At 41.1% G+C, this 20,073-nt stretch carries 15 protein-coding genes; 6 read left to right on the top strand and 9 right to left on the bottom strand.

The annotated features are described in order from the left end of the window. On the top strand, positions 1–201 hold a 201-nt coding region (locus G3T18_RS06070; RefSeq protein ID WP_224409638.1), incomplete at its 5' end, for a hypothetical protein. 38 nt (positions 202–239) lie between these two features. Continuing rightward, on the top strand, positions 240–1,379 hold the full coding sequence (locus G3T18_RS06065) for an AI-2E family transporter (protein WP_224409637.1): 1,140 nt from the start codon (positions 240–242) through the stop codon (positions 1,377–1,379). A gap of 107 nt (positions 1,380–1,486) precedes the next feature. On the opposite strand, the gene G3T18_RS06060 is transcribed toward G3T18_RS06065, so the two are convergent. Together G3T18_RS06060 and G3T18_RS06055 are read right to left on the bottom strand one after the other, a co-directional pair. After that, entirely contained in the window at positions 1,487–2,689 is a 1,203-nt protein-coding gene (locus G3T18_RS06060; protein ID WP_224409636.1) for a DUF1822 family protein, read from the bottom strand. Positions 2,690–2,695: 6 nt separating this feature from the next. Beyond that, entirely contained in the window at positions 2,696–3,904 is a 1,209-nt protein-coding gene (locus tag G3T18_RS06055) for a sigma-70 family RNA polymerase sigma factor (protein WP_224409635.1), read from the bottom strand. 176 nt (positions 3,905–4,080) lie between these two features. Here G3T18_RS06055 and G3T18_RS06050 point away from each other — a divergent pair, with 176 nt between their 5' ends. The 3 genes from G3T18_RS06050 to G3T18_RS06040 all read left to right on the top strand — a co-directional run bounded on the left by G3T18_RS06050 (position 4,081) and on the right by G3T18_RS06040 (position 11,174). Then, positions 4,081–4,449: a hypothetical protein gene (locus tag G3T18_RS06050; protein WP_224409634.1), complete on the top strand. Its 369-nt coding sequence runs from the start codon at positions 4,081–4,083 to the stop codon at positions 4,447–4,449. Between the two features lie 305 nt (positions 4,450–4,754). Further along, positions 4,755–5,945 carry a radical SAM protein gene (locus G3T18_RS06045; protein ID WP_224409633.1) on the top strand — a complete coding sequence of 397 codons (1,191 nt, stop codon included), beginning with the start codon at positions 4,755–4,757 and terminating at the stop codon, positions 5,943–5,945. Positions 5,946–6,104: 159 nt separating this feature from the next. Then, positions 6,105–11,174 carry an nSTAND1 domain-containing NTPase gene (locus G3T18_RS06040; protein WP_224409632.1) on the top strand — a complete coding sequence of 1,690 codons (5,070 nt, stop codon included), beginning with the start codon at positions 6,105–6,107 and terminating at the stop codon, positions 11,172–11,174. Here G3T18_RS06040 and G3T18_RS06035 read toward each other — a convergent pair. Both G3T18_RS06035 and G3T18_RS06030 read right to left on the bottom strand, forming a co-directional pair. After that, positions 11,171–11,497 carry a hypothetical protein gene (locus tag G3T18_RS06035; protein WP_224409631.1) on the bottom strand — a complete coding sequence of 109 codons (327 nt, stop codon included), beginning with the start codon at positions 11,495–11,497 and terminating at the stop codon, positions 11,171–11,173. The genes G3T18_RS06040 and G3T18_RS06035 overlap by 4 nt on opposite strands. 237 nt (positions 11,498–11,734) lie before the next feature. Next, on the bottom strand, positions 11,735–11,899 hold the full coding sequence (locus tag G3T18_RS06030) for a hypothetical protein (RefSeq protein WP_224409630.1): 165 nt from the start codon (positions 11,897–11,899) through the stop codon (positions 11,735–11,737). A 66-nt stretch (positions 11,900–11,965) separates the two neighbouring features. On the opposite strand from G3T18_RS06030, the gene G3T18_RS06025 reads away from it, so the two are divergent. Then, positions 11,966–12,304 carry a Dethiobiotin synthetase gene (locus G3T18_RS06025; protein WP_224409629.1) on the top strand — a complete coding sequence of 113 codons (339 nt, stop codon included), beginning with the start codon at positions 11,966–11,968 and terminating at the stop codon, positions 12,302–12,304. A 71-nt stretch (positions 12,305–12,375) separates the two neighbouring features. On the opposite strand, the gene G3T18_RS06020 is transcribed toward G3T18_RS06025, so the two are convergent. The 5 genes from G3T18_RS06020 to pruA all read right to left on the bottom strand — a co-directional run bounded on the left by G3T18_RS06020 (position 12,376) and on the right by pruA (position 19,970). After that, on the bottom strand, positions 12,376–12,966 hold the full coding sequence (locus G3T18_RS06020; protein WP_224409628.1) for a hypothetical protein: 591 nt from the start codon (positions 12,964–12,966) through the stop codon (positions 12,376–12,378). 192 nt (positions 12,967–13,158) lie between these two features. Then, complete coding sequence (locus G3T18_RS06015) at positions 13,159–13,341, bottom strand: hypothetical protein (RefSeq protein ID WP_224409627.1); 183 nt, start codon at positions 13,339–13,341, stop codon at positions 13,159–13,161. A gap of 91 nt (positions 13,342–13,432) precedes the next feature. Then, a complete protein-coding gene (locus tag G3T18_RS06010) occupies positions 13,433–16,168 on the bottom strand; it encodes a phospholipid carrier-dependent glycosyltransferase (RefSeq protein WP_224409626.1) in 2,736 nt (911 codons plus the stop codon). Between the two features lie 248 nt (positions 16,169–16,416). Continuing rightward, the gene (locus G3T18_RS06005) at positions 16,417–16,857 is read right to left on the bottom strand and encodes a GNAT family N-acetyltransferase (protein WP_224409625.1); all 441 of its coding nucleotides are present in this window, start codon (positions 16,855–16,857) and stop codon (positions 16,417–16,419) included. 140 nt (positions 16,858–16,997) lie between these two features. Further along, complete coding sequence (pruA, locus tag G3T18_RS06000; protein WP_224409624.1) at positions 16,998–19,970, bottom strand: L-glutamate gamma-semialdehyde dehydrogenase; 2,973 nt, start codon at positions 19,968–19,970, stop codon at positions 16,998–17,000. Positions 19,971–20,073: the final 103 nt, after the last annotated feature.

The following is a 20,073-nucleotide window of genomic DNA, read 5'->3' as shown; positions in this document are numbered from 1 at the left end:
GCTAAAGGACGGGGCTTGAAACCCAAGATTTTCGGTCACCGCACTGACCATCGCCCGCGAACAGTCGGTGCGGTTTGCGGTGGGGCTGATGGCTCGCAGAGCGCGATCGCCCTAATTGGAACACTCCGACAACAACCGCAAGAGCGATCGCTCCTCTTCTACTGCCATTCATTAAGCGATCGCAGTTATCTTGTAACATAAGGTGGTTGTCGCTAAAAATTGACAAGAGCGATCGCGTTATGAATACTTCTTTATCACCTTTACAAAAGTTTTTGCTAACTTGGTTACTAATTCTCTTAACTTTCGGAGCAACAATTTATGCTCTTAGTTATGTCGGTGAGTTAATTAGTATTTTACTTACCGCAGCCTTGATTGCTTTTTTGCTGAATTATGCCGTACATTTATTAAAACCTGTCTTACCTCGTTCAGTCGCCGCAGTTCTGGTTTACTTATTTGCCGCTTTAGTAGTTATTTTCCTCGGTTTAACTTTAGTACCACCCGTGTTTAACCAAGGACGACAATTAATTACTCGTTTACCAGAACTATTTGCCGAAGGTCAACAACAGTTAATAAATTTTCAAGCCTGGAGCGAGCAACGAAATTTACCTTTTGATGTCCAACTATTAACTTCTCAATTATTGGTAAGAGTCCAAACTCAAGCTGAAGCGATCGCTTCGACTGGTTTTGGTTTGGTGTTAGGGACATTTAATTGGTTTTTGGATACAATTTTAGTTTTAGTGCTTTCATTTTATATGCTTATTGATGGGGAAAGATTGTGGCGCGGTGTCACCAGTATTTTAGCACCTCGTATTCAAGTTGAGTTAAGTAAATCTCTGCGAAGTAATTTACAGAGATTTGTGACAGGACAACTGTTGTTAGGCTTGTTTATGGCTACTACTCTTTCCCTAGCGTTTCGACTGCTAGAAGTACCTTTTTTCCTTTTGTTTGCAGTGTTTATTGGGGCAATGGAAGTTATTCCTTTTGTTGGGGCAACTTTAGGAATTGGGACTGTAGCGATTGTTGTGGCATTTATGGATTGGTGGTTAGCAGTAAAGGTGATAATTGTTGCTGTCGCTATTCAACAAGTTAAAGATAATGTAATTTCGCCTCGTTTGATGGGAAATTTGACTGGTTTATCACCTGTAATTATTTTAGTTTCTTTGTTATTGGGAGCAAAAATTGGTGGTCTTTTAGGCGTGATTTTAGCTATTCCCGTAACGGGAGTAATGAAAAGTTTAGCTGAAGTTATTTTCGATCCCCAATTGCCACCACAAACTGGAGCTTTTTTCAATAATCCTTTGCAGCGTCGTGTATCTAAAGCGGCACTTCCTGGTGCTGCGGATGAGGAAAATCATCTAGCAGTAAATAGCGAACAATGATTTAAGCCTATGCTAGCAAGGTTTGCCGAAAATGAGGACAGTCAAGAACTAACTCGTTCTCTGCTATATTGCTTCTTCTATTTTTTTAGGTGGAAAAGGTGCAAAAATTAAAAGCGTAAGATTTCGCGATCGCAGTTTTCCGGGTGGGGTTCGATTTCCCAAACTATTCCTTCACCTGGTTCGAGGGCTACTTCAATATAAAGGAGATCGACGGCGGTTTCGGCGATGTCTTCGTTATCTTCAAATGGTTGTAAATCTTCGGTAAGTAATCTCAGTTTAAAGCCACCAGGGATGCGATCGCCAATTTTGTTACTGCTGAGTTCAAAGCGCCAAATTCCTTGAGAAATGTCGGCTTTGGGGATGACGCGCAATTCGTAAGCTTGACCAGCAATGACTAATTCTTTTGAGAGTATGGGTTGGGGGGTTTCTGTTTCTCCTCGTGCTTGGGCTAAACTGGGTTGCATCTGGATTTTTTGCCAACCTAATTCTTGGGCGATTTGGGAGATCCTCTTTTGCAGCCAGTCTACCACTGACCATTGTTCGTTTAAGCCCAGGCGTTGCTGATATAAGCGCTGTCTGTAGCCACTGTGTTCGAGAAGTGCGCCCCAGGTGGGAAAAGGTATTTCGAGGCGAGGAAGGAGAATATTGGGGGAACTGAGGCGTTGGATTAAGGCGTTGGCTCGTTCGAGGGATAGATTGGGTAGAGGTGGAATGGAAACTCGTGTAGGTTCGTCGGGACAGACTTGTCTGGCTACCCAGAGAACGTTGAGATCGGCGATCGCGTCTTCTTCTTTGAGACAGTAACAACGAGAGTGGCGATCGTAGTTAGCTTTTTGTTTGAGTTGGCTGTGAGTGCAATATGCCCAAATTTTCACCCAGCCGTCATCGGGATTAACTTGGACTGCAAGGTAATAATCGCCAATCCAACTGGGAATGTCTACCCATTCTTGGGGAACTTGAATTTCTGTGCAATCTATCGCTTCGCTAGGAATTAAGATCAGTCGCGGACCGGGAAGTGCTATTCTCGTTTGGGGTGGTGATAAATGAGCGATCGCTACTCCGTTGACGACTTCCCAAAAACTAGGTAAAGCGGCGAGATGAGGAAAAACCCGCGCGTGGCGATCGTATTCTTGTTGCAGCCAAGGTAAGACAGTATTTAAGCAAAGTCTATTCAAATAAGCATTCCAACGACGAGCGGTTGTCGAGAAAGCCTGACTTTGTTCCCAAGCGCGATCTAAATCGGTGGAAGATAATTCTAACCATACTTGTGTGGGATTAGCAAAAGCTAAGGATGCGCTATTGAAGGTCATGATAACTTACTCCGTGCGAGATGATTCAGTTGGCTTGTAGTAAGCGCTTAACCAGTCTTCAAGGACGGTACTAGTATGTTTTAATACGTCAGAGTTAAGAGTAATATGCAGATTTTCTTGACTCCAGTTCGCCAATTTTTGCAATAATAACTGTCTTGCTTTACTCAAGCGACGGGAAACTGCATATTGTTTCATGCCTAATTTTGCCGCAATTTGCTGTTGAGTATGAGTGTCGGAGTAGTATAACTGTAAAATTTCTGGTAATGGAGGTTCGAGGTTGGCGATCGCCGTTTCTAAGGTTTGACTCATTTGGGCTGTTTGAGTTTGTCGAGTTTGGCTTTCTTCTTCGGCGATCGCGGCGGTTAATAATGATTCTCCTTCATTGGCTGCTAGTTGGTCGAGTAATTCGCTTTCGCTGTTTCCCTGTTGGGGTTTATTAATTGAGGTGACGCTGGGATAAAGATAAGATCTCGCGGCTGTCGCGCAAGCAATTAGCCACTTTTCAATCGTTTCATCATCAATTTCTGTTTCATCTGGAGCTAGTTGCTGGTAACGTTGAGAATTATAAAAAGCCGCCAGAGCTTCCCAAGTTGCTTTGTCGGGACGAGGTAATTTACGACTAGCTCTGGCTTGCTGAGGTGCGTAAATTGTTTTGAAGCCATGCCAAGCTAAAATATAGCGAGCGATCGTTTTTTCGCTTAAGCCTACTTGTTGTAAAGATTCCATCAAACGTTTTTGGCTAATTTTCCGCAATAAACCCCAAGCTGTACAAATATCAACTTCTTGGCGCTGACGCAAAATTTCCCGCATTGTCGTGTTAAAAATTGCTTTAGCGTAGTTTCGCAAAGCTACACCTTGTTGAGGGTCAAAATTATTTAAAATTTTCTCAATGCGCGCGATCGCCATTTGGAAATAATCAGACAAACTGTATTGACTGCTACCAAAACCCGCAGCCGTTTTTTGCGCCGCCCAAAAGCACACTTCTTGCAAATAGGCTGTCAAATGTTCTCTCGCTCGGATAGTAGCATTATTTTGCCATTGTTTGTGCCAATATAGCGCCCAAAATTTTTGGGAAGACTGATGTTGAGGGGAATTTGCTAAACATTGTTGCATACTGCGGCGCAGACTGGGGTCGGTCGCCCAAGCGCTGAAGCGATCGCCTTCAAATTGAATAAAAGTTGAAAATATTTCTAAAATGTTTTGGCGAGGACGCATAATTTTATCTTTAGATGAAACTGCGGAAGCAGTAGAAACCCCTGACTTTTCTTATTTTCACACATTTTTTCCCAAAAATTTTTCCTAACACTGCATAAATATTTCCCAGCAAACCTAGCAAGTAAGCGAAGGGGTTCAAAACCTCACACTAAAATAAAATTACAGGAGATTATTTCATGCGTACACCTAATTTCTCTACTCGCTTACTTCTCGCCTTGAGTGTTGTTGCACCTACTGTTTTTCTTGCTCATACTGCTAGCGCTCAATCAGTTCCTTTTGAACCGGTAAATCGTACTAATTTTGAGTCTCCTACACTTCGCGAACCAGTTGAATTTTCGCCGAATTTAGACCAAAAACTGCGCGGAGTTGATGGAAATCTTAGCCCAGAAGATGATAGTTGGACTGACAGTTGGAGTGACAGTTGGGGTGAATCTATTGATGATTCTCAACTACAAGATTTCAAACAACCAACTCCACCTTCTTTTTCTCCTTCTGCTGTCGATACTTTCCGCTCTTTGGATAATTCGGTAAACAAACTTCGCTAAAGAATTAAGCTGATTTAAGTCAAAACAAATCAGTTCGTAGTGGGGACTTTAGTCCCCCAACCCCAATAACTTTTGAACAAATGAATTCGTAGTCAAGACTTTAGTCCNTTAGTCCCCCAACCCCAATAACTTTTGAACAAATGAATTCGTAGTCAAGACTTTAGTCCCCCAACCCCAATAACTTTTGAACAAATGAATTCGTAGTCAAGACTTTAGTCCCCCAACCCAATAACTTTTGAACTAAACATCTTACCTGGACGCACAAATGTGCGTCATCAAAAACAATTCAAACAATAGGAAAAATTATGCTCTCCAAAACCAGAAAAGTAACCTTCGTTGTCAAAACTTCTAAACTATGTAACCTGCGCTGTCGTTACTGCTATGAATATGCCGAACTAGGAAATAAAGCTGCTATTTCTTTGACTCAAGTCGAGCAAATGTTTCGCAACATTGCGAGTTATTATCGTCAGTTGAATTTTCCTGTCACCATTGAATTTAATTGGCATGGCGGCGAAACTCTTCTTCAACCACCAGAATTTTATTGGCAAGCTTTTGCTATTCAACGTCAAGTTTTCGGCGAGCTAGCAGACTCAGTTATTAACTCAATTCAAACTAATCTTACCCTCCTCGACAATAAAAGAATTGATTTACTCAAAAATGGCTTTGACCAAATTGGAGTTTCTTTAGATTTATTTGGCAGTTTAAGAGTAGATCGAGCCGGAAATAATTCTCAGCCAAAAGTATTAAAAAATATCGATCGTTTGCGAGCCGAAAATATTCATTTTGGTTGCATTACAGTGCTAACAAAACGAAATTTAGCTTACATTCGGGAGATTTATCAATTTTACAAGCAAATGAATCTTTCTTTCCGAGTTTTACCTCTTTTTCAAGGTGCTTTTGCCGAACAACATGAGGGCTTTGAAATTACTCCTCAAGAAACTTTAAATGCTTACTGTCAATTAGTTGATTTGTGGTTAGAAGACGAAGGCTATATTAGTATTATGCCTTTGCTGGAGTATTTTCGCCAAATTAGTCTTCATCACGCAGCCAATAAACCAATTATTATTTACGATAAAAATAATTGGGAATCTATTTATTTAGTCAACACTACAGGAGATATTTACAGCGTTGCAGATGCTTATAATATTGAACGGAGTCACGGAAATATTTTTACTCATTCTCTCGAAGATTTAATTCTGGGAAAACGTCATCAACAAGTTATTGCTGAAGCAGAAGCACGAATGGTAGCAACTTGCACTTCTTGTCCTTATTTTGGCAGTTGTAATGGTTTTCCTGTAGCTGAAGGAAGCCGTCAATATAACGAAATTGATGAGCAAGGTGCAATTCGCTGCATTGTCGAAAAGGGAACTTTACAACATATCGAAGCTCGCTTGCAACAAGCTGGAATTATTGACTCAAACACTGAAAAAATGCAGTTGAAAAAGTCTCATTTTCTTAACCAATTAGAGCAGTTAGTTACTACAGGGAAGGAGTAATTTCTGAGATTAGTGGGAGCGTCTCGCTCCCGAAAATTAGTTAAATCAAGCTATGTTTTCTCTGCTTCAAAAAACTTAATCATAGCTAAGGCAGATTTAGATTAGAAAATTAAGTTAAAATTGAAGCATTGAAACTGTTGAATTACCACCGAGAAAAATATGTCTCCCGTGGCTGTTAGTACCAGTTATTCTCATCGTCAGCAAAAAACTAAAAAAGCTTGTCTTTGGCTGATTTTGGTGGGAATTAATCAATATCAGGACGAGCATTTTCCGTCTTTAAGTTATGCTGCTTCCGACTGTCAGGCTTTAGCAGAAGCATTTACTGCGGAAACAGATGAAATTTTTCCGGAAAAGCAGGTAAGAATTTATCACGATTTTGCTGAACAAAAGCCTAATTTAGTAACAGTAATTGAGAGTTTAGAAGAAATTGTTAAACGAGCAAAAATTGAAGATACATTATTATTTTATTTTTCCGGACATGGAATGCTCGATCGCCAAACGAAACAAGCTATTTTATGTTTAGGTGATACTCGTGAGAATGATTTACTAACAACCGGGTTAAAATTATCAAAATTATTAACTTTATTGGGGAAATGTGCAGCCCATCAACAGTTAGTTTGGTTAGATGCTTGTCACAGTGGCAGCATGACCTTAAGATTAAATCCTACGGCTCAAATTGTCGAAACTTTGCAGGAAAAAGCCCAAAAAAGTCAAGGATTCTATGCTTTATTATCCTGCGATCGCGGACAACAAGCTTGGGAGTTTCCCGAATTAGAACATGGGGTATTTACATATTACCTGACGCGCGGACTGAGTGGCGAGGCGGCGGATAGACGGGGAATTATCGATGCAGATGGATTGTATCGTTATGTCTATCACCAAACCTTGCAATACATTGACAAAACTAACCAACAACTACGACTGATTAACCAACAACAGCGATCGCGTGGGATAATGGAGTTGCGATCGGAATATTCTTTGCAAACTCCGAAGCGGATTGTGGAAGGAATAGGGGAAGTTATTCTCGGTAAGCGATCGCCAGATTTTCAGTTAGTGAATAACCGTCAAGCTATCGTAGTCGAAGGAATACCTAGCAGTGGGACTACTTTAGCCCTAAGTAAAATTTTACGCCGTGCGGGTAATTTTGAGTTGGAATATTTACCGCGATCGCAGAAAACTTGTGCTGAAGCTAAAGACGCGATCGCGCGCTGTTTTCAGTCTCCTCAAATTCAGACAATTTTACTTTATTTGCGCGCCAGAATTGAAACTACAACTGAAGGAGAATCTTGGCTAGTTTTTGCTGAAGAATACCGAATCAGCCGTTCCTGGTTGCGTCAGGTTTTACGTCATTCGCAAATTGCTCAACAAATTCTAATTTTAGATTGTCCTGGTACTAAAAATATAGCAGATTGGCTAGAAGATTTGCAACTTCCAACCGAACGAGGACAATGTTTAATTACCGCTACTGCTGAGGAAGAAAGTACTGAGGAATTTGTCCAGGGTTTGCTAACTACTTTAGAGAAAGCCAATCAAATCTCTGGTTTACCTGTAGCTGAATGGATTACGAATTTACAAGTGGAATTAGCTGCAAGTCAAATTAATCTTCACGTTTGGCTATCTGGAGCGCAAGGTATTCTCGAAATTTTACCTGAAAAAATCGGTTTGCAGCCACAAGACAGTAGCGAAGGCTTAGACTTAGGAGTTTGTCCCTATCTTGGTTTGCGGGCTTTTCGCGAAACAGATTCGCGCTACTTTTACGGCAGAGAAAATTTAACTCAGACACTGGTTAATCAACTTTGGCAACAACCATTTTTAGCTGTAGTGGGTGCATCAGGAAGCGGAAAATCTTCAGTTTTACAAGCAGGTTTGATCGCCCAAATAAAGCAAGGAAAACAAATTCCTGGAAGCAAACAGTGGTGGGTAAAAAGCTTTCGCCCCGGAGCAAAACCTTGGCAAGCTTTAATGCAAACTTTGGTCAATTCAGAAGATGAGAAACTAGAGCTAGAAGGCTTATTTCATTTAGGTGTAGAAGGATTCGTACAGTGGCTGCGATCGCGTCCCGAACCAGTAGGAGTCTTAGTTATCGATCAATTTGAAGAATTTTTTACTCTTGCTAGTGCTAATGAGCAAAAAAATTGCTTAAAAATACTCTTAAAAGCCGTCGAATATGCTGGCGATCGCTTTAAATTAGTTGTCGCTATTCGGGCTGATTTTATTAGCGCTTGTTTAGAAGTACCAGAGTTGGCTAATTTATTGCAGCAATCGAGTGTTTTAGTCCCTCCTAATTTAACAGCAGAAGACTATCGCCAGGCAATTATCAAACCTGCCGAACAAGTTGGTTTAAAAGTAGAACCAGAATTAGTTGAACTGCTATTACAACAATTAGATCGTGCCACCGGAGACTTACCTTTATTGCAATTTGTGTTAGAACAGTTGTGGGAAAATCGCTGTCAAGGAAAGCTTACTTTAACAGCTTATCAGCAACAAATTGGCGGGATTAAAGGAGCCTTAGAAAGAAAAGCAGAAGCCGTTTATGACAGTTTAGATCCCGCAGCCCAAGCTTGTGCAAAATGGATTTTTTTGAACTTAACGCAATTAGGAGAAGGGACAGAAGATACTCGTCGGAGAGTCTTAAAATCGGAGTTAGCTGTCAATAAGTATCCGGCGGATTTAGTAGCAAGAACTTTGCAAGCTTTAACTGCTAGCAAATTAGTAGTTGTGAATGCTATTAATTACCCTCAAAATGCTAATAGTAAAGGAGAGCGATCGCTACAAACAAACGAAGTTTATTTAGAGAGCGAGCGAGAAGAAATTACTGTCGAAGTTGCTCACGAAGTTTTAATTCGTCATTGGTCAACTTTACGCTGGTGGCTAGCAGAAAATCGCGCCCGAATGCAATTACAAAGACAACTCGAACAAGCAGCTAAATTATGGTGGCAAAACGAACAACATTCAGACTTTTTATTACAAGGATTGCGGTTAGCAGAAGCCGAAGATATTTATATTAAGTATGTTGATGAATTATCGACAGAAGTTCAAGAATTTATTGTTGCTTGTCTAGACGAACGAGAAAAACAACAAAAACAAGCAAAAAAAAGACTTCGACAAGCACAAATAGCAGCGACAGTTATTAGTATCTTAGGAATAGCTGCTTTGGGTTTAGGAGGATTATCTTATTGGCAAAGTCAACAAGTAAGAGCGAGTCAAGTTGAAACTTTAAATTCTTTAGCTGAAAACTTATCATTATCCGAGCGACAATTAGAAGCATTGTTGGCAGGGATAAAAGCAGCAAATCAGTTACAAAGATTGCCAAGCATAACTGTTACCGATCGCCTAAAAAATACTACAGTTAAAAATTTAAATTATTTATTACAAAATATCCAAGAACGTAACCGTTTAGTCGGACATCAAGATAGTATAACGGGCGTTGATTTTAGCCCAGATAATCAATATATTGCCACGGCTAGTGCTGACAATACGATTAAAATTTGGAGTTTTCAAGGCGAAGAAATTGCCACGCTCCAAGGACATCAAGATAGCGTTACTAGCGTGACTTTTAGCCCCGATGGAAAGACAATTGTTTCGGGAAGTTTGGACAAGACTGTGAAACTTTGGAACTTGCAAGGAGCAGAAATCAAAACCTTACGGGGACATCAAGATAGCGTTACTAGCGTGGCTTTTAGCCCCGATAGAAAGACAATTGTTTCGGGAAGTTTAGACAAGACTGTGAAACTTTGGAACTTGCAAGGAGCAGAAATCAAAACCTTACGGGGACATCAAGGCTGGATTAGTAGTGTAAGCGTTAGCCCAGGCGGTCAAATTATCGCCTCAGCAAGCAGCGATCGCACAATTCGACTTTGGAACCTCGAAGGGGAAGTTTTGCAGGTTCTCCAAGGACATAATGCCGAAGTTCTTGAAGTAAGTTTCCATCCTAATCAACCGGAAATTCTTGCTTCTGCTGCTGCTGATAAGACAATAAAAATTTGGCATTTAGACGGTAGCTTACAAGCAACTTTTGTGGGTCACGAAAATTGGGTTAATAGCGTTCAATTTAGTCCCGATGGTCAAATGATTGCTTCTGGTAGTGGCGATAAAATGGTAAAATTATGGAATCTTAACGGTAAGGAAATTGATATATTTGCCGGACACCAGGGAGAAATTACCGAGCTAGCTTTTAGCCCCGATGGTCAAACTTTAGCTTCGGCTAGTGACGATCGAACTGTCAAAATTTGGCAGTTAAAAACTATTAGCTTTAAGCGTCGTTTAACTGGACACGAACAACCAGTTATTCAGGCAGTTTTTAGTCCCGATGGTCAAACTTTAGCCACGGCTAGTTTAGATAATACGTTAAAACTTTGGCATCCTCAAGGCAAAGAAATTATCACGTTAACAGGACATGATAACTGGGTGACGGATGTTAAATTTAGTCCCGATAACCAAGTAATTGCTTCTGCGAGTCAAGACAAGACAATTAAACTTTGGAGTCGCGACGGAAAGTTATTACAAACTTTGTCGGGACATGAGGAACCTGTAAATAGGATTAATTTCAGTCCTGATGGAAAATTGCTTGCTTCAGCTAGTGACGATAAAACAATCAAAATTTGGAGCTTTGATGGTCGAGAATTGCTAAGTTGGGAAGCACACGAGCAACCAATTTATAGCCTGAATTTTAGCCCAGACGGGAAATTTATTGCTTCGGGAAGTAAAGATAAAACTGTGAAAATTTGGACAATTGATGGTAAAATAGTAACTGTAATCAAGGGACACCAAGATGAAATTTGGAGCGTAAAATTTAGCCCCGATAGTAAAATTATTGCTTCAGCCAGCCGCGATCGCACCATTCGGCTTTGGAACCTCGACGGTGAATTATTGCAGACTTTGTCGGGTCACGAATCCACAGTTTGGGATATAAGTTTCAGTCCCGAGGGAAAAGTTCTCGCTTCTGCTAGCGAAGACAAAACCATTAAATTGTGGAGTCTCGCGAGTTTTCAGGAACTACAAACCTTACAAGGTCACGAAGCAGGAGTTTTAAGTGTTAACTTTAGTCCAGACGGTAAACTTATCCTTTCGAGTAGCTTCGACAAAACTGCGAAACTGTGGAGTTACGACAGTTCCGCAGCCCAAAGTTTAAACTTAGAGCAACTAATCGCCGATAGTTGTAATTGGCTGGAAAATTATTTACAATACAATCCCCAAGTAAGTAACAGCGATCGCCAAGTTTGTTTTTAACGACGAGGAAGATTGCGCGGTTGTTGAGGATTAACTCGTTCCGGAAGTTCTCGCGGCTGTTGGGGGTCAACCGTAGGATTAGTGAGTTCGCGATTTTCCGGAGGATCTGGTTCGCAAAAAATCCAAAAACACTCAGGTAATTGATTATTTTGCAGAGGTAAATCTACCGGAGATGGACGATTTCCAGGTACTTCTCTAGTTTCAGGTAATTGGGGAGAAGTGCGATCGCGCAAATTCCGGTTTTCTTGACTAGCCGCCCCTAGAGTAAAGCTAGTTGCGAAAATTAACGAAACGGCGATCGCGCTGATTAATTGATTATTCACTATAACTTGCCCTCTTTAGCTCATTAAAAAATTGGGATTTCCTAGGGCTGAAGCTGTACCTATGTTCGCCAAAAACCATTTTCTGGTTAAATTCCCTCTCCCATCAGAGACGACAAATTCCTAAATTTGTTCCCGCTTCTGGTTGTACAGAGTGAAATACAGCCAAATCAACCACTTGCGTTCCCACACTAACTGCATAGGTAAGAGAAACCCAATTTATGCAACAGCAAGCAAAAATCAAAAACGCGATCGCCTCAAAGTAGGGTACTCGTTAGCTGGAGGAATATTTGATAACTGTTTGATTTCAAGAATTGTCAAGTTTAGATCTTTCCTGAGATAATTAGCGATCGCCGCTTGAGGATCTCTACTTTGCCCTTGACTAACTCTGTGGCGATCGGACAATGGTTGAAAAAAAGGGCTAAATTGCTCTGCGTGAGGGATAATAGTGCTAAAATCTGACCTCAGTTTATGGATTACGAAACTGCCCGTAAAATTATCTTTACTCAGGTAGCTACACCAGAGGAAAATGCGAATAGTTTTTTAGCGCGTCTGGAAAGAGGACAGCTACCTATTCCTGGTCAAGTTACAAAGATTTTACTGGCTTTAAAGATTTTGTTTGAGAATTTACGGGACGTTCAAGAGTTGGATCGCGAGTTGATTTATACTCTGTATGTTTTAGCTGAGGACAGTTGCGAACAGTTCGAGAAGGGAGAAAAAGCTGGGCTTGAGTGGTCGCCACTGCTAAAGGAAGATATCAAACGAATTAAAAGGGCGGTTAAAAGTATTTTTTCTGGAGTTTGGGAGTAGTTGGTGATTGGGGATTTCAGTGAACAGTGAACAGTTATCAGTGACCAGTTTATCCTTCTTGTCTCCAGCCCCTACCTCGCGCGAAGTTCGGTTTCAATTTTATTAAGGTCTTCTTTGAGGAAAACGGTGATTTCGCCATTGTACGCGATACCAGTCTCGGTTTCAGCAATTTCCACCCAATAAGCGTAACGAGATCCGAGGCGGAGTTCTCCTTTCTGGGCTGCGAGGAGGGGACGATTTTGTCTTCTAGCTAGTTCTGTGGTTTCGCGGGTGGGATAGGTGTAGATGACAGTAGCGCGATCGAAGTCTTGATAGATATCTAAGCCGTAAATTGTCCGTAAAGCTTCTGCTAGTCGAGTGAAACTGACACCGCTCACTGCGTCGTAAAAGGAGATGCTTTCGCTGCGAATAATGCCTGGATTGGCGTTAAAACCAATTCTACCAGGAGGTATTTCTCTAGCTTCAAAGGTAAAGCGTCGGGCGGGAGTATCGATTTTTTTGACGATTAAACCTGCACCTAGTCCGGGACGTAAGGTAGGATGACCTTCAATCCAGGCTGCTACTCTTTCGGTACTTTGACCTGGTAATGCGTTGGCGCGACTTCCCGTTAAGGTGATTAAAATACTTACCAGCAAGTACCGCCCAAATAGCCATTTACGCATTTTTGCCTCCTTCTCGGACATCCGATTTTAGATTTCAGGGGTAATCAGGGATTGCCTTTACATGATGGCATATTTGGCGATCGCCAAGAGACTGTCTATTTTTTTTGCTTCAAATTTAAATATGGGTAAAGCTTTCACCTTACCCATTTTTTGTTGTTTAAACACAAATTTTAAATTGTTTTTTGTCTGATTTTAAGAACCAACTGGTTGTAAAACTGGTTTTTTAGTTCCTAAACTAACTTGCCGCTTTTTCAAAGTTATATAATGGGGGATAACTTCTTGGCGACAATGGGGACAAAACCAGTAAATTGCGTTGCTACGAGCGTGGCGCAATGTGCGATTATTACCACAGCAAGGACAACTATAAAGAGTCATTTTTTGATGCTTTCCTTAAAAGAAAGATTCTCATACTCTTATCAATGTAGCGAGAATCTTCCCGAATTTTAATCTATCTTGAGAAACATTATCATTGTGAATTGTTAATTAGGGGAGAAAGAATTTGCCAAGCTTTCACCAAGTGACCTTGCATGAAAGCAGCAACACCACTAAGAATTTGCACAATTTCTAAATTAGGGTTGAGTGAGTTAGCTTTTTCGAGAATTTCTTCGGCGGTGAAGGGTCGCCAATCGTAAAGATATACTAAGGCGAGATAGGCGTAGTTATAGGGGTTATCGGAGTCGAGTTGGATAACTTTTTCTAGGGACGCGATCGCACCTTCCACATTTTGTTGCAAAATTTGAGCTAGAACTAAACTATAAGCCCAATCAAGGTTAAGATATTGACGGTCTAAGCGATATGCCAAAGCTTGTTCTGCTTGGTTTAAATAATCTTGTATCGGGTCATACTGATTAATTCGGGCTGTTAGCTCGAAAATTGGTTCTAAACCTGCTACTCCCTCTGCTAAGTTGGGTGCAACTGTCCGTAATTGGGTGATTAAATCTAATTCTGGGGCTGGTGTTGGTTCTGCTTCTGGGTCTATTTGAATAGTTGTTTCTGGTATGGGAATAGGATAACTTTCCCCAGTTTCTCGGTTCAAATAAAGGGCTTCTAAACGATAAGTTCCAGGAAGAATATTAGCATCAGGAAGCATGGCTGTGCGTTCGATAACTCGGAAAGTATCTTCTGGCTGAGGATTTTTACTTCCCGCAGTTAATCTTCCCATGGCGATCGCGCGATCGTGCAACCAATTCATGCGAGGATTGGAATCAGTAAACTTGGCTACGACGGGTATTTCTGTCTCGTCTTCCCATCCCCAAGTCAGTAAAACTAAACCAGATTTTAATTTTTCCCAAGGACCAGACCATTCATATTTTACTGGTACTGGGACTCCTGGAGGTGTTACTTCTGGTATGGTAATTCGATCTAATTGGACAGTCTCTCGTTTACCAGAAATTGGCTTAACTTCTACGGACGGTTTTTTGCGATGATATAAAATTAGATCGCTGTCTTCATCAGGTAATTTCCAACTGGTTTCTAAACGAAAAGCCGGAATTCCCTCGACAAAATCGACAAGTTGTGCTTGGGCTTCGGGGACTGAACCTTGTTCGCCTGTTTTCACTATAAACCAATCTAGCGATCGCCCATCTGCAACTACTTCTTTTTCCCTAACTCCTACCTGACGACCATATACTTGAAAGTTAGCTTTTGCACCGTAAAATGAAAAGTTATGTTGGTTAATTGTCGAGGTTGAAGGTAAAACTGCTAACGTGGTTTGTAAATAAGGATCTTGCTTAATAATTTCCGCAATTACTTCTTCGTGAGGATATTCTTTCCCTAAATATGGACGATGCTGAACGCGAGGACTGAGAATATTAGTAACAATTTCCGCGCGATCAATTGGAAAAAAATTAATCACTGCGAGCAACAAAGCTAATCCAATTGTACCCCAACGAATCTCATTTTGCCAGCGACCTCGCCAAGCTAATAAACCAGCAGCTAAAAACAAAGATAAAACGGGTAAAATTGGCAAAATATAACGCGCATCTTTATTAATATTCAAAGAAGAAAACAGATAGCCACCGAAGAAAAACACTCCTATCCAAACCAAACTATAACGACCAATAAACTTGGTTACACTCCGATAACTTATCCGCGTCCATCTGCGTCCATCTGTGGTTAAAAATTTCCGCCCACCATACACAATTAAACCGACAATTGGCACGATTAACAAGTGCCAAGACAGCAAATAAGGTAAAATTTTCCAATAATAAACCCAAGCGTGGATAGTATTTAAAGCCGGATCTCCTTCGGCGATCGCACTATCAAGAGTTGCTCGTTTTCCCGAGGTTAAAATTAATAGCCAATTGGTACGATACCACCAGCCAAATATTAAAGTTGAAATCCCAAAACTGACTAATAATTGCGCTATTCTTTCCCAGTGACGCTGGAATAAAATACTCAAAAATATCCAGATTAGCGGCGTTATTAAAAATAGCAAACTGGTTTGTTTTACCATCATTGCTACACCAAAAGATAAGCCGAAAAATATCGCGCATACCCAACCATTAAGGTATTTATCGGTAAACTTTTGGAACTTTGAGCGAGGTGGTAACTCTTCTGGTGGATTCTCCGGAAAATAGTTAATATTTACTGGCTTGATTGGCTTACTTTTAACTTTCCAAAGAGTTAAACAAAAGAAACTGCAAGTAACAACCGCCGTTACCGGATAATCTAAGAGAAATTCTAAACGATAACGATATAATCCTGGTAATAACTGACATATTCCCGCCGCCCATAACGCGATCCGGTTATTAAATAAAAGTACGCCTAACCCATAAATAGAAAGTAAGAGAATTGCACTATAAACTAATAATAATAATGTAGCTGTATCGGCGCTAACTCCGAAGAAATGAAAAAAGGGACTGGTAGCAATGTAAGTTAAAGGAGGTATTTTCGAGGAAAGTAGCCAAAAATTCCGCCACCATTCTCCATTAAACCACTGAGGAGATTGTAACGCTTGCCAGTAATTCATGGCACCATTGAGATAGTCAGCTCGATCCCAACTTGGGGGTGCATGATCGAGTATAAACCAGAGGCGATCGCCGACCGCTCCTAATAACCAAATTCCTGCTAAAATTAGTAAACTCTGTTTCCCAGTAAGCGTTTCCGCACCTTTTCGCAAATTTTTCGTCACTGCTTCCGGTGCGATCGCCGCACTAAAGCTTTTACTGCTAACATTTTTTAGTCGGTCTATTTTTTTCACTCTACTACCACTTTCTCATCAGTTTGTCAAGCTTTTTTTTATTTCTTACTCAGCAGTTTAGCGCTTGTTTTGTTAAGTTTAAATCAAAATTATTAACTTTGTTCGTAGTGAGCGCTTTAGCGCTCTTCCTATTAAATTAAAGTTAAATTGCGTTAGTCAATATCTTTTTGCTTACTACTACTTTTCGTTCTATTTGTCAAGACTTTATTTTATATTAGTCTTCTAAATTGAAATCAGAATTATCTATCTTAATTATCAAGTTTTTTAACCATTTTAAGATGAGGCATTCCGGCTTCTAAAAATTCCTCACCTACGGGCGTAAAACCTAATTTACTATATAAATCCTTAACATAAATTTGTGCATTTATTTCCACCACTTGATAACCATTTTCCGCAAGAATAGCCAAAGCTTTTTCCATTAATTGTTTACCGACACCCTTTCTTCTAGCAAACGGCAAAACTGCTAATCTTTCAATTTTAGCCTGAAAATTATTTATACATCTAATTCGCGCCGTCCCAACCGCTTCACCGTCGAAATAAGCTAACAAATGTTGGCAACTTTCATCTTTACCATCAAACTCTAACTTCGGGTCAACTTTTTGTTCCTCCTGAAACACCTTCGTCCGAATTATTCTAATCGGTTTTTCCGCTTCAGGATAAGAAACGAATCTAATTTCTAAATTACTCATAAGTTTAGGAGTAAAGGAAAGGGAGAGGGGGAAGACAAGGGAGATTTAGGAGATAAACTGATAACTGTCCCCAGTCACCACCTCCCCAGTCACCACCTCCCCAGTCCCCAGTCACCACCTCCCCAGTCCCCAGAATTGCCTTATTCTACACCTTCAATTGGGGCAAAACCTTGACGTTGAATATTCTCCGTAACTGCGCGAGGTTCGAGGAATTGTAACAAATAATCGGGTCCACCTGCTTTGGAACCAACTCCGGAAAGTTTGAAACCGCCGAAGGGTTGACGAGAAACGATCGCGCCCGTAATTGTACGATTAATGTACAAGTTCCCCACTTCAAATTCTCTCGTAGCTTGGTCGATGTGGGAGGGAGTTCGCGAATATAAGCCACCAGTGAGGGCGTAATTTGTCCCGTTAGCCACTGCTAAAGCTTCTGCAAAATTCTTCACGCGGATGACAGCAACCACGGGACCAAAAATTTCTTCTTGGGCGATCGCCGCAGTGGGCGCAACTTCTGTAAAAATTGTTGGTGAGACAAAGTATCCGGTTTCCGGGACAGGCATTTCTAAAGCTACTTTCGCTTCGTTACGCCCTTTGGCAATATATTCTTGAATCCGTTTTTGGGCGCTACCATCGACAACAGGACCTACAGTGGTACTAGGGTTGTCGGCTGCGCCAATATTTAAGGATTTCGCGGCGGAAACAAGCCTTTCCACAAAGTTGTCGTAAACTGATTCCATCACCACCACTCGCGAACAAGCAGAACATTTTTGTCCCGAATAGCCAAACGCCGAAGCGACGACTCCCGCAACAGCTTGGTCAAGGTCGGCACTTTCGTCGATAATAATGGCATTCTTCCCACCCATTTCGGCGATAACTCGTTTGAGATGTTTTTGTCCTGGTTGTAAAATCGCAGCATCGGCATAAATTTGACAGCCGACTTCTTGGGAACCTGTAAAGGCGATTAAATGGACATCGGGATGTTTAACCATATAATTGCCGACAGTGGAACCTTTTCCGGGTACATATTGAAAGACACCGGGAGGAATGCCTGCTTCGAGTAAAATTTCGGCTATTTTCGCAGCAATAATCGAAGAAGGTGCAGCAGGTTTGAGTAAAGTACAATTCCCTGTAACTAATGCTGCCACAGTCATGCCCGTCGCGATCGCTAAAGGGAAATTCCAGGGAGAAATTACCACTGCAATTCCTCGCGGTTGATAAAAATAGCGATTAGTTTCGCCGGGAATATCGTAGTTATAACCAGCATCAAGTCTTTCCATTTCATCGGCGTAATACCGACAAAAATCAATCGCTTCCGAGACTTCGGGGTCGGCTTGAGATAAAATTTTCCCAACTTCTAAACAAATCCAAGCAGATAATTCATGGCGACGTGATTCCATAATCTCGGCTGCTTTGCGTAAAATAGCCGCCCTTTCTTTTGCGGGGGTTTTACTCCATGCGGGAAAGGCTGCTTTAGCTGCTTGTAAAGCGGTTTCGGCTTGTTCGACGGAAATTTGTCCAACTTTACCAATTATTTCACTCGGATTAGCCGGATTTACCGAATCTAAACTTGTTTCGGTTTCGACATATTCGCCGTTAATTAAAGGTAAATAAGTTTTCCCTAATAAACCACGAACTTTTTGCAAAGCTTGTTGGGCTGCTTCTCGCTGTTGAGAATTTGCATAGTCAGTATCGACTGCATTTGTAAACTGTTTATTTGCCACGGGTAATTCAGTTTCGCTTGTAACAACGGGAGGTGAAATTAACTCTTCAATGGGACGTTCTTCTAAATTTTGCCGTAAGAAAGAACTATTCGCGGTATTTTCCAACAAACGACGAATTAAATAAGCCATTCCCGGCAAAAGTTCGCCATAGGGAGAGTATACTCGAACGCGATATCCTCGTTGAACTAAAGCTTTCGCCAACCGATCGCCCATCCCATAAAGTACCTGCATTTCCACGCGACGTTGAGGGACATTTAAAGTTTCGGCGATCGCCATCGCCCTCGCTTGCGATCGCACGTTATGCGAACCAATGGCAGAATAAATATATTCGTGGTTGGACAGCATCATTTCTGTCAGTTTTTCAAAGTTAGCATCAGTGGCTGCTTTGTCGTTAAATACAGGTTGATGCCAATGATTTTGAATTGCAATAATTGTTTCTTGGTCCCAATAAGCGCCTTTTACCAAACGTACTGTCACCGGATTACCGCGTTGTTTCGCCCAGTCAATTATCCCTTGTAAATCTTGTTGAGAATCGCGTAAATAAGCTTGAATTGTCACACCCAAATCGGTGCGAGATCGAAACTCATCTTCCATCAACAATTCTTTGAGAATTGCTAGCGTCAAATCTTTATAACGATATTGTTCCATATCGAAGTGAATCGCTGCGCCCAATTCCTCAGCCCGACGTAACAAGATCCGAATGCGATCGCAAACTTTCTGCTTACTTCCTTGAGGATCTAAAGGGTCAAATTGTGAATAAAATGCCGTTAATTTTACCGATACTTGTACCTTCGGTAACTCTTCCCCATCAGCCAAATCTATTTCCGGAACATTTGACCAATTCTGAGAAGCTGCGGTAAGTTCATTCAGTAATTCCAGATATTTTTCTAAATAAGCTTCTGCTTCCGTTTCCGTAATTACAGCTTCACCTAACAAGTCAATGGTGAAAGCCATTTTGTCTTTTCGCAAACGTTCGATCGTTTTAATTACCTGCTGAATATTTTCCCCAGCAATATATTTAAAAGCTAATGTTTCTACAGCTTTAGAAACCGTCGTCGCTGCTAATTGGGCTGGTGGCGAATTTGGTTCGGTAAAATTAAGAATTCCCTTCAAAGCAGCAGGTAATTCTACCGACTCAGCAGACATATATTCTTGTAAATGACGTGCCAATTCTGCTTTACTTTGTAAAGCTGGCAAACAGTCAATAAAGCGAAACAACTGTACCCGCAAACCAGGATTAGCCATTGCCCAGGCTAACAGTTTATCATCCCAGCGCATCTGGTCGCGCATTTGGGCAAAAAGAGAACGCTTTTGTCGCGTCGCTGCAATCAATTCTTTCGCTATTGCTTGAGTTTTCGTTTCGCAATCAGTCTTGGCTATTTCTACAACCACAGTCGCTATAACTCCCTAGGGTAACAAATCTCTTATTTTATTCTATTTTCCTAGTTAATTTTGATTTTGACAGCAGTTATTAGCAAACGGCAACATTTCAGCT

Origin of the sequence: Oscillatoria salina IIICB1, from assembly GCF_020144665.1 — a bacterium.
In the GTDB taxonomy this organism is placed as follows: domain Bacteria; phylum Cyanobacteriota; class Cyanobacteriia; order Cyanobacteriales; family SIO1D9; genus IIICB1.
This window is presented reverse-complemented; position numbering and strand designations above follow the sequence as displayed.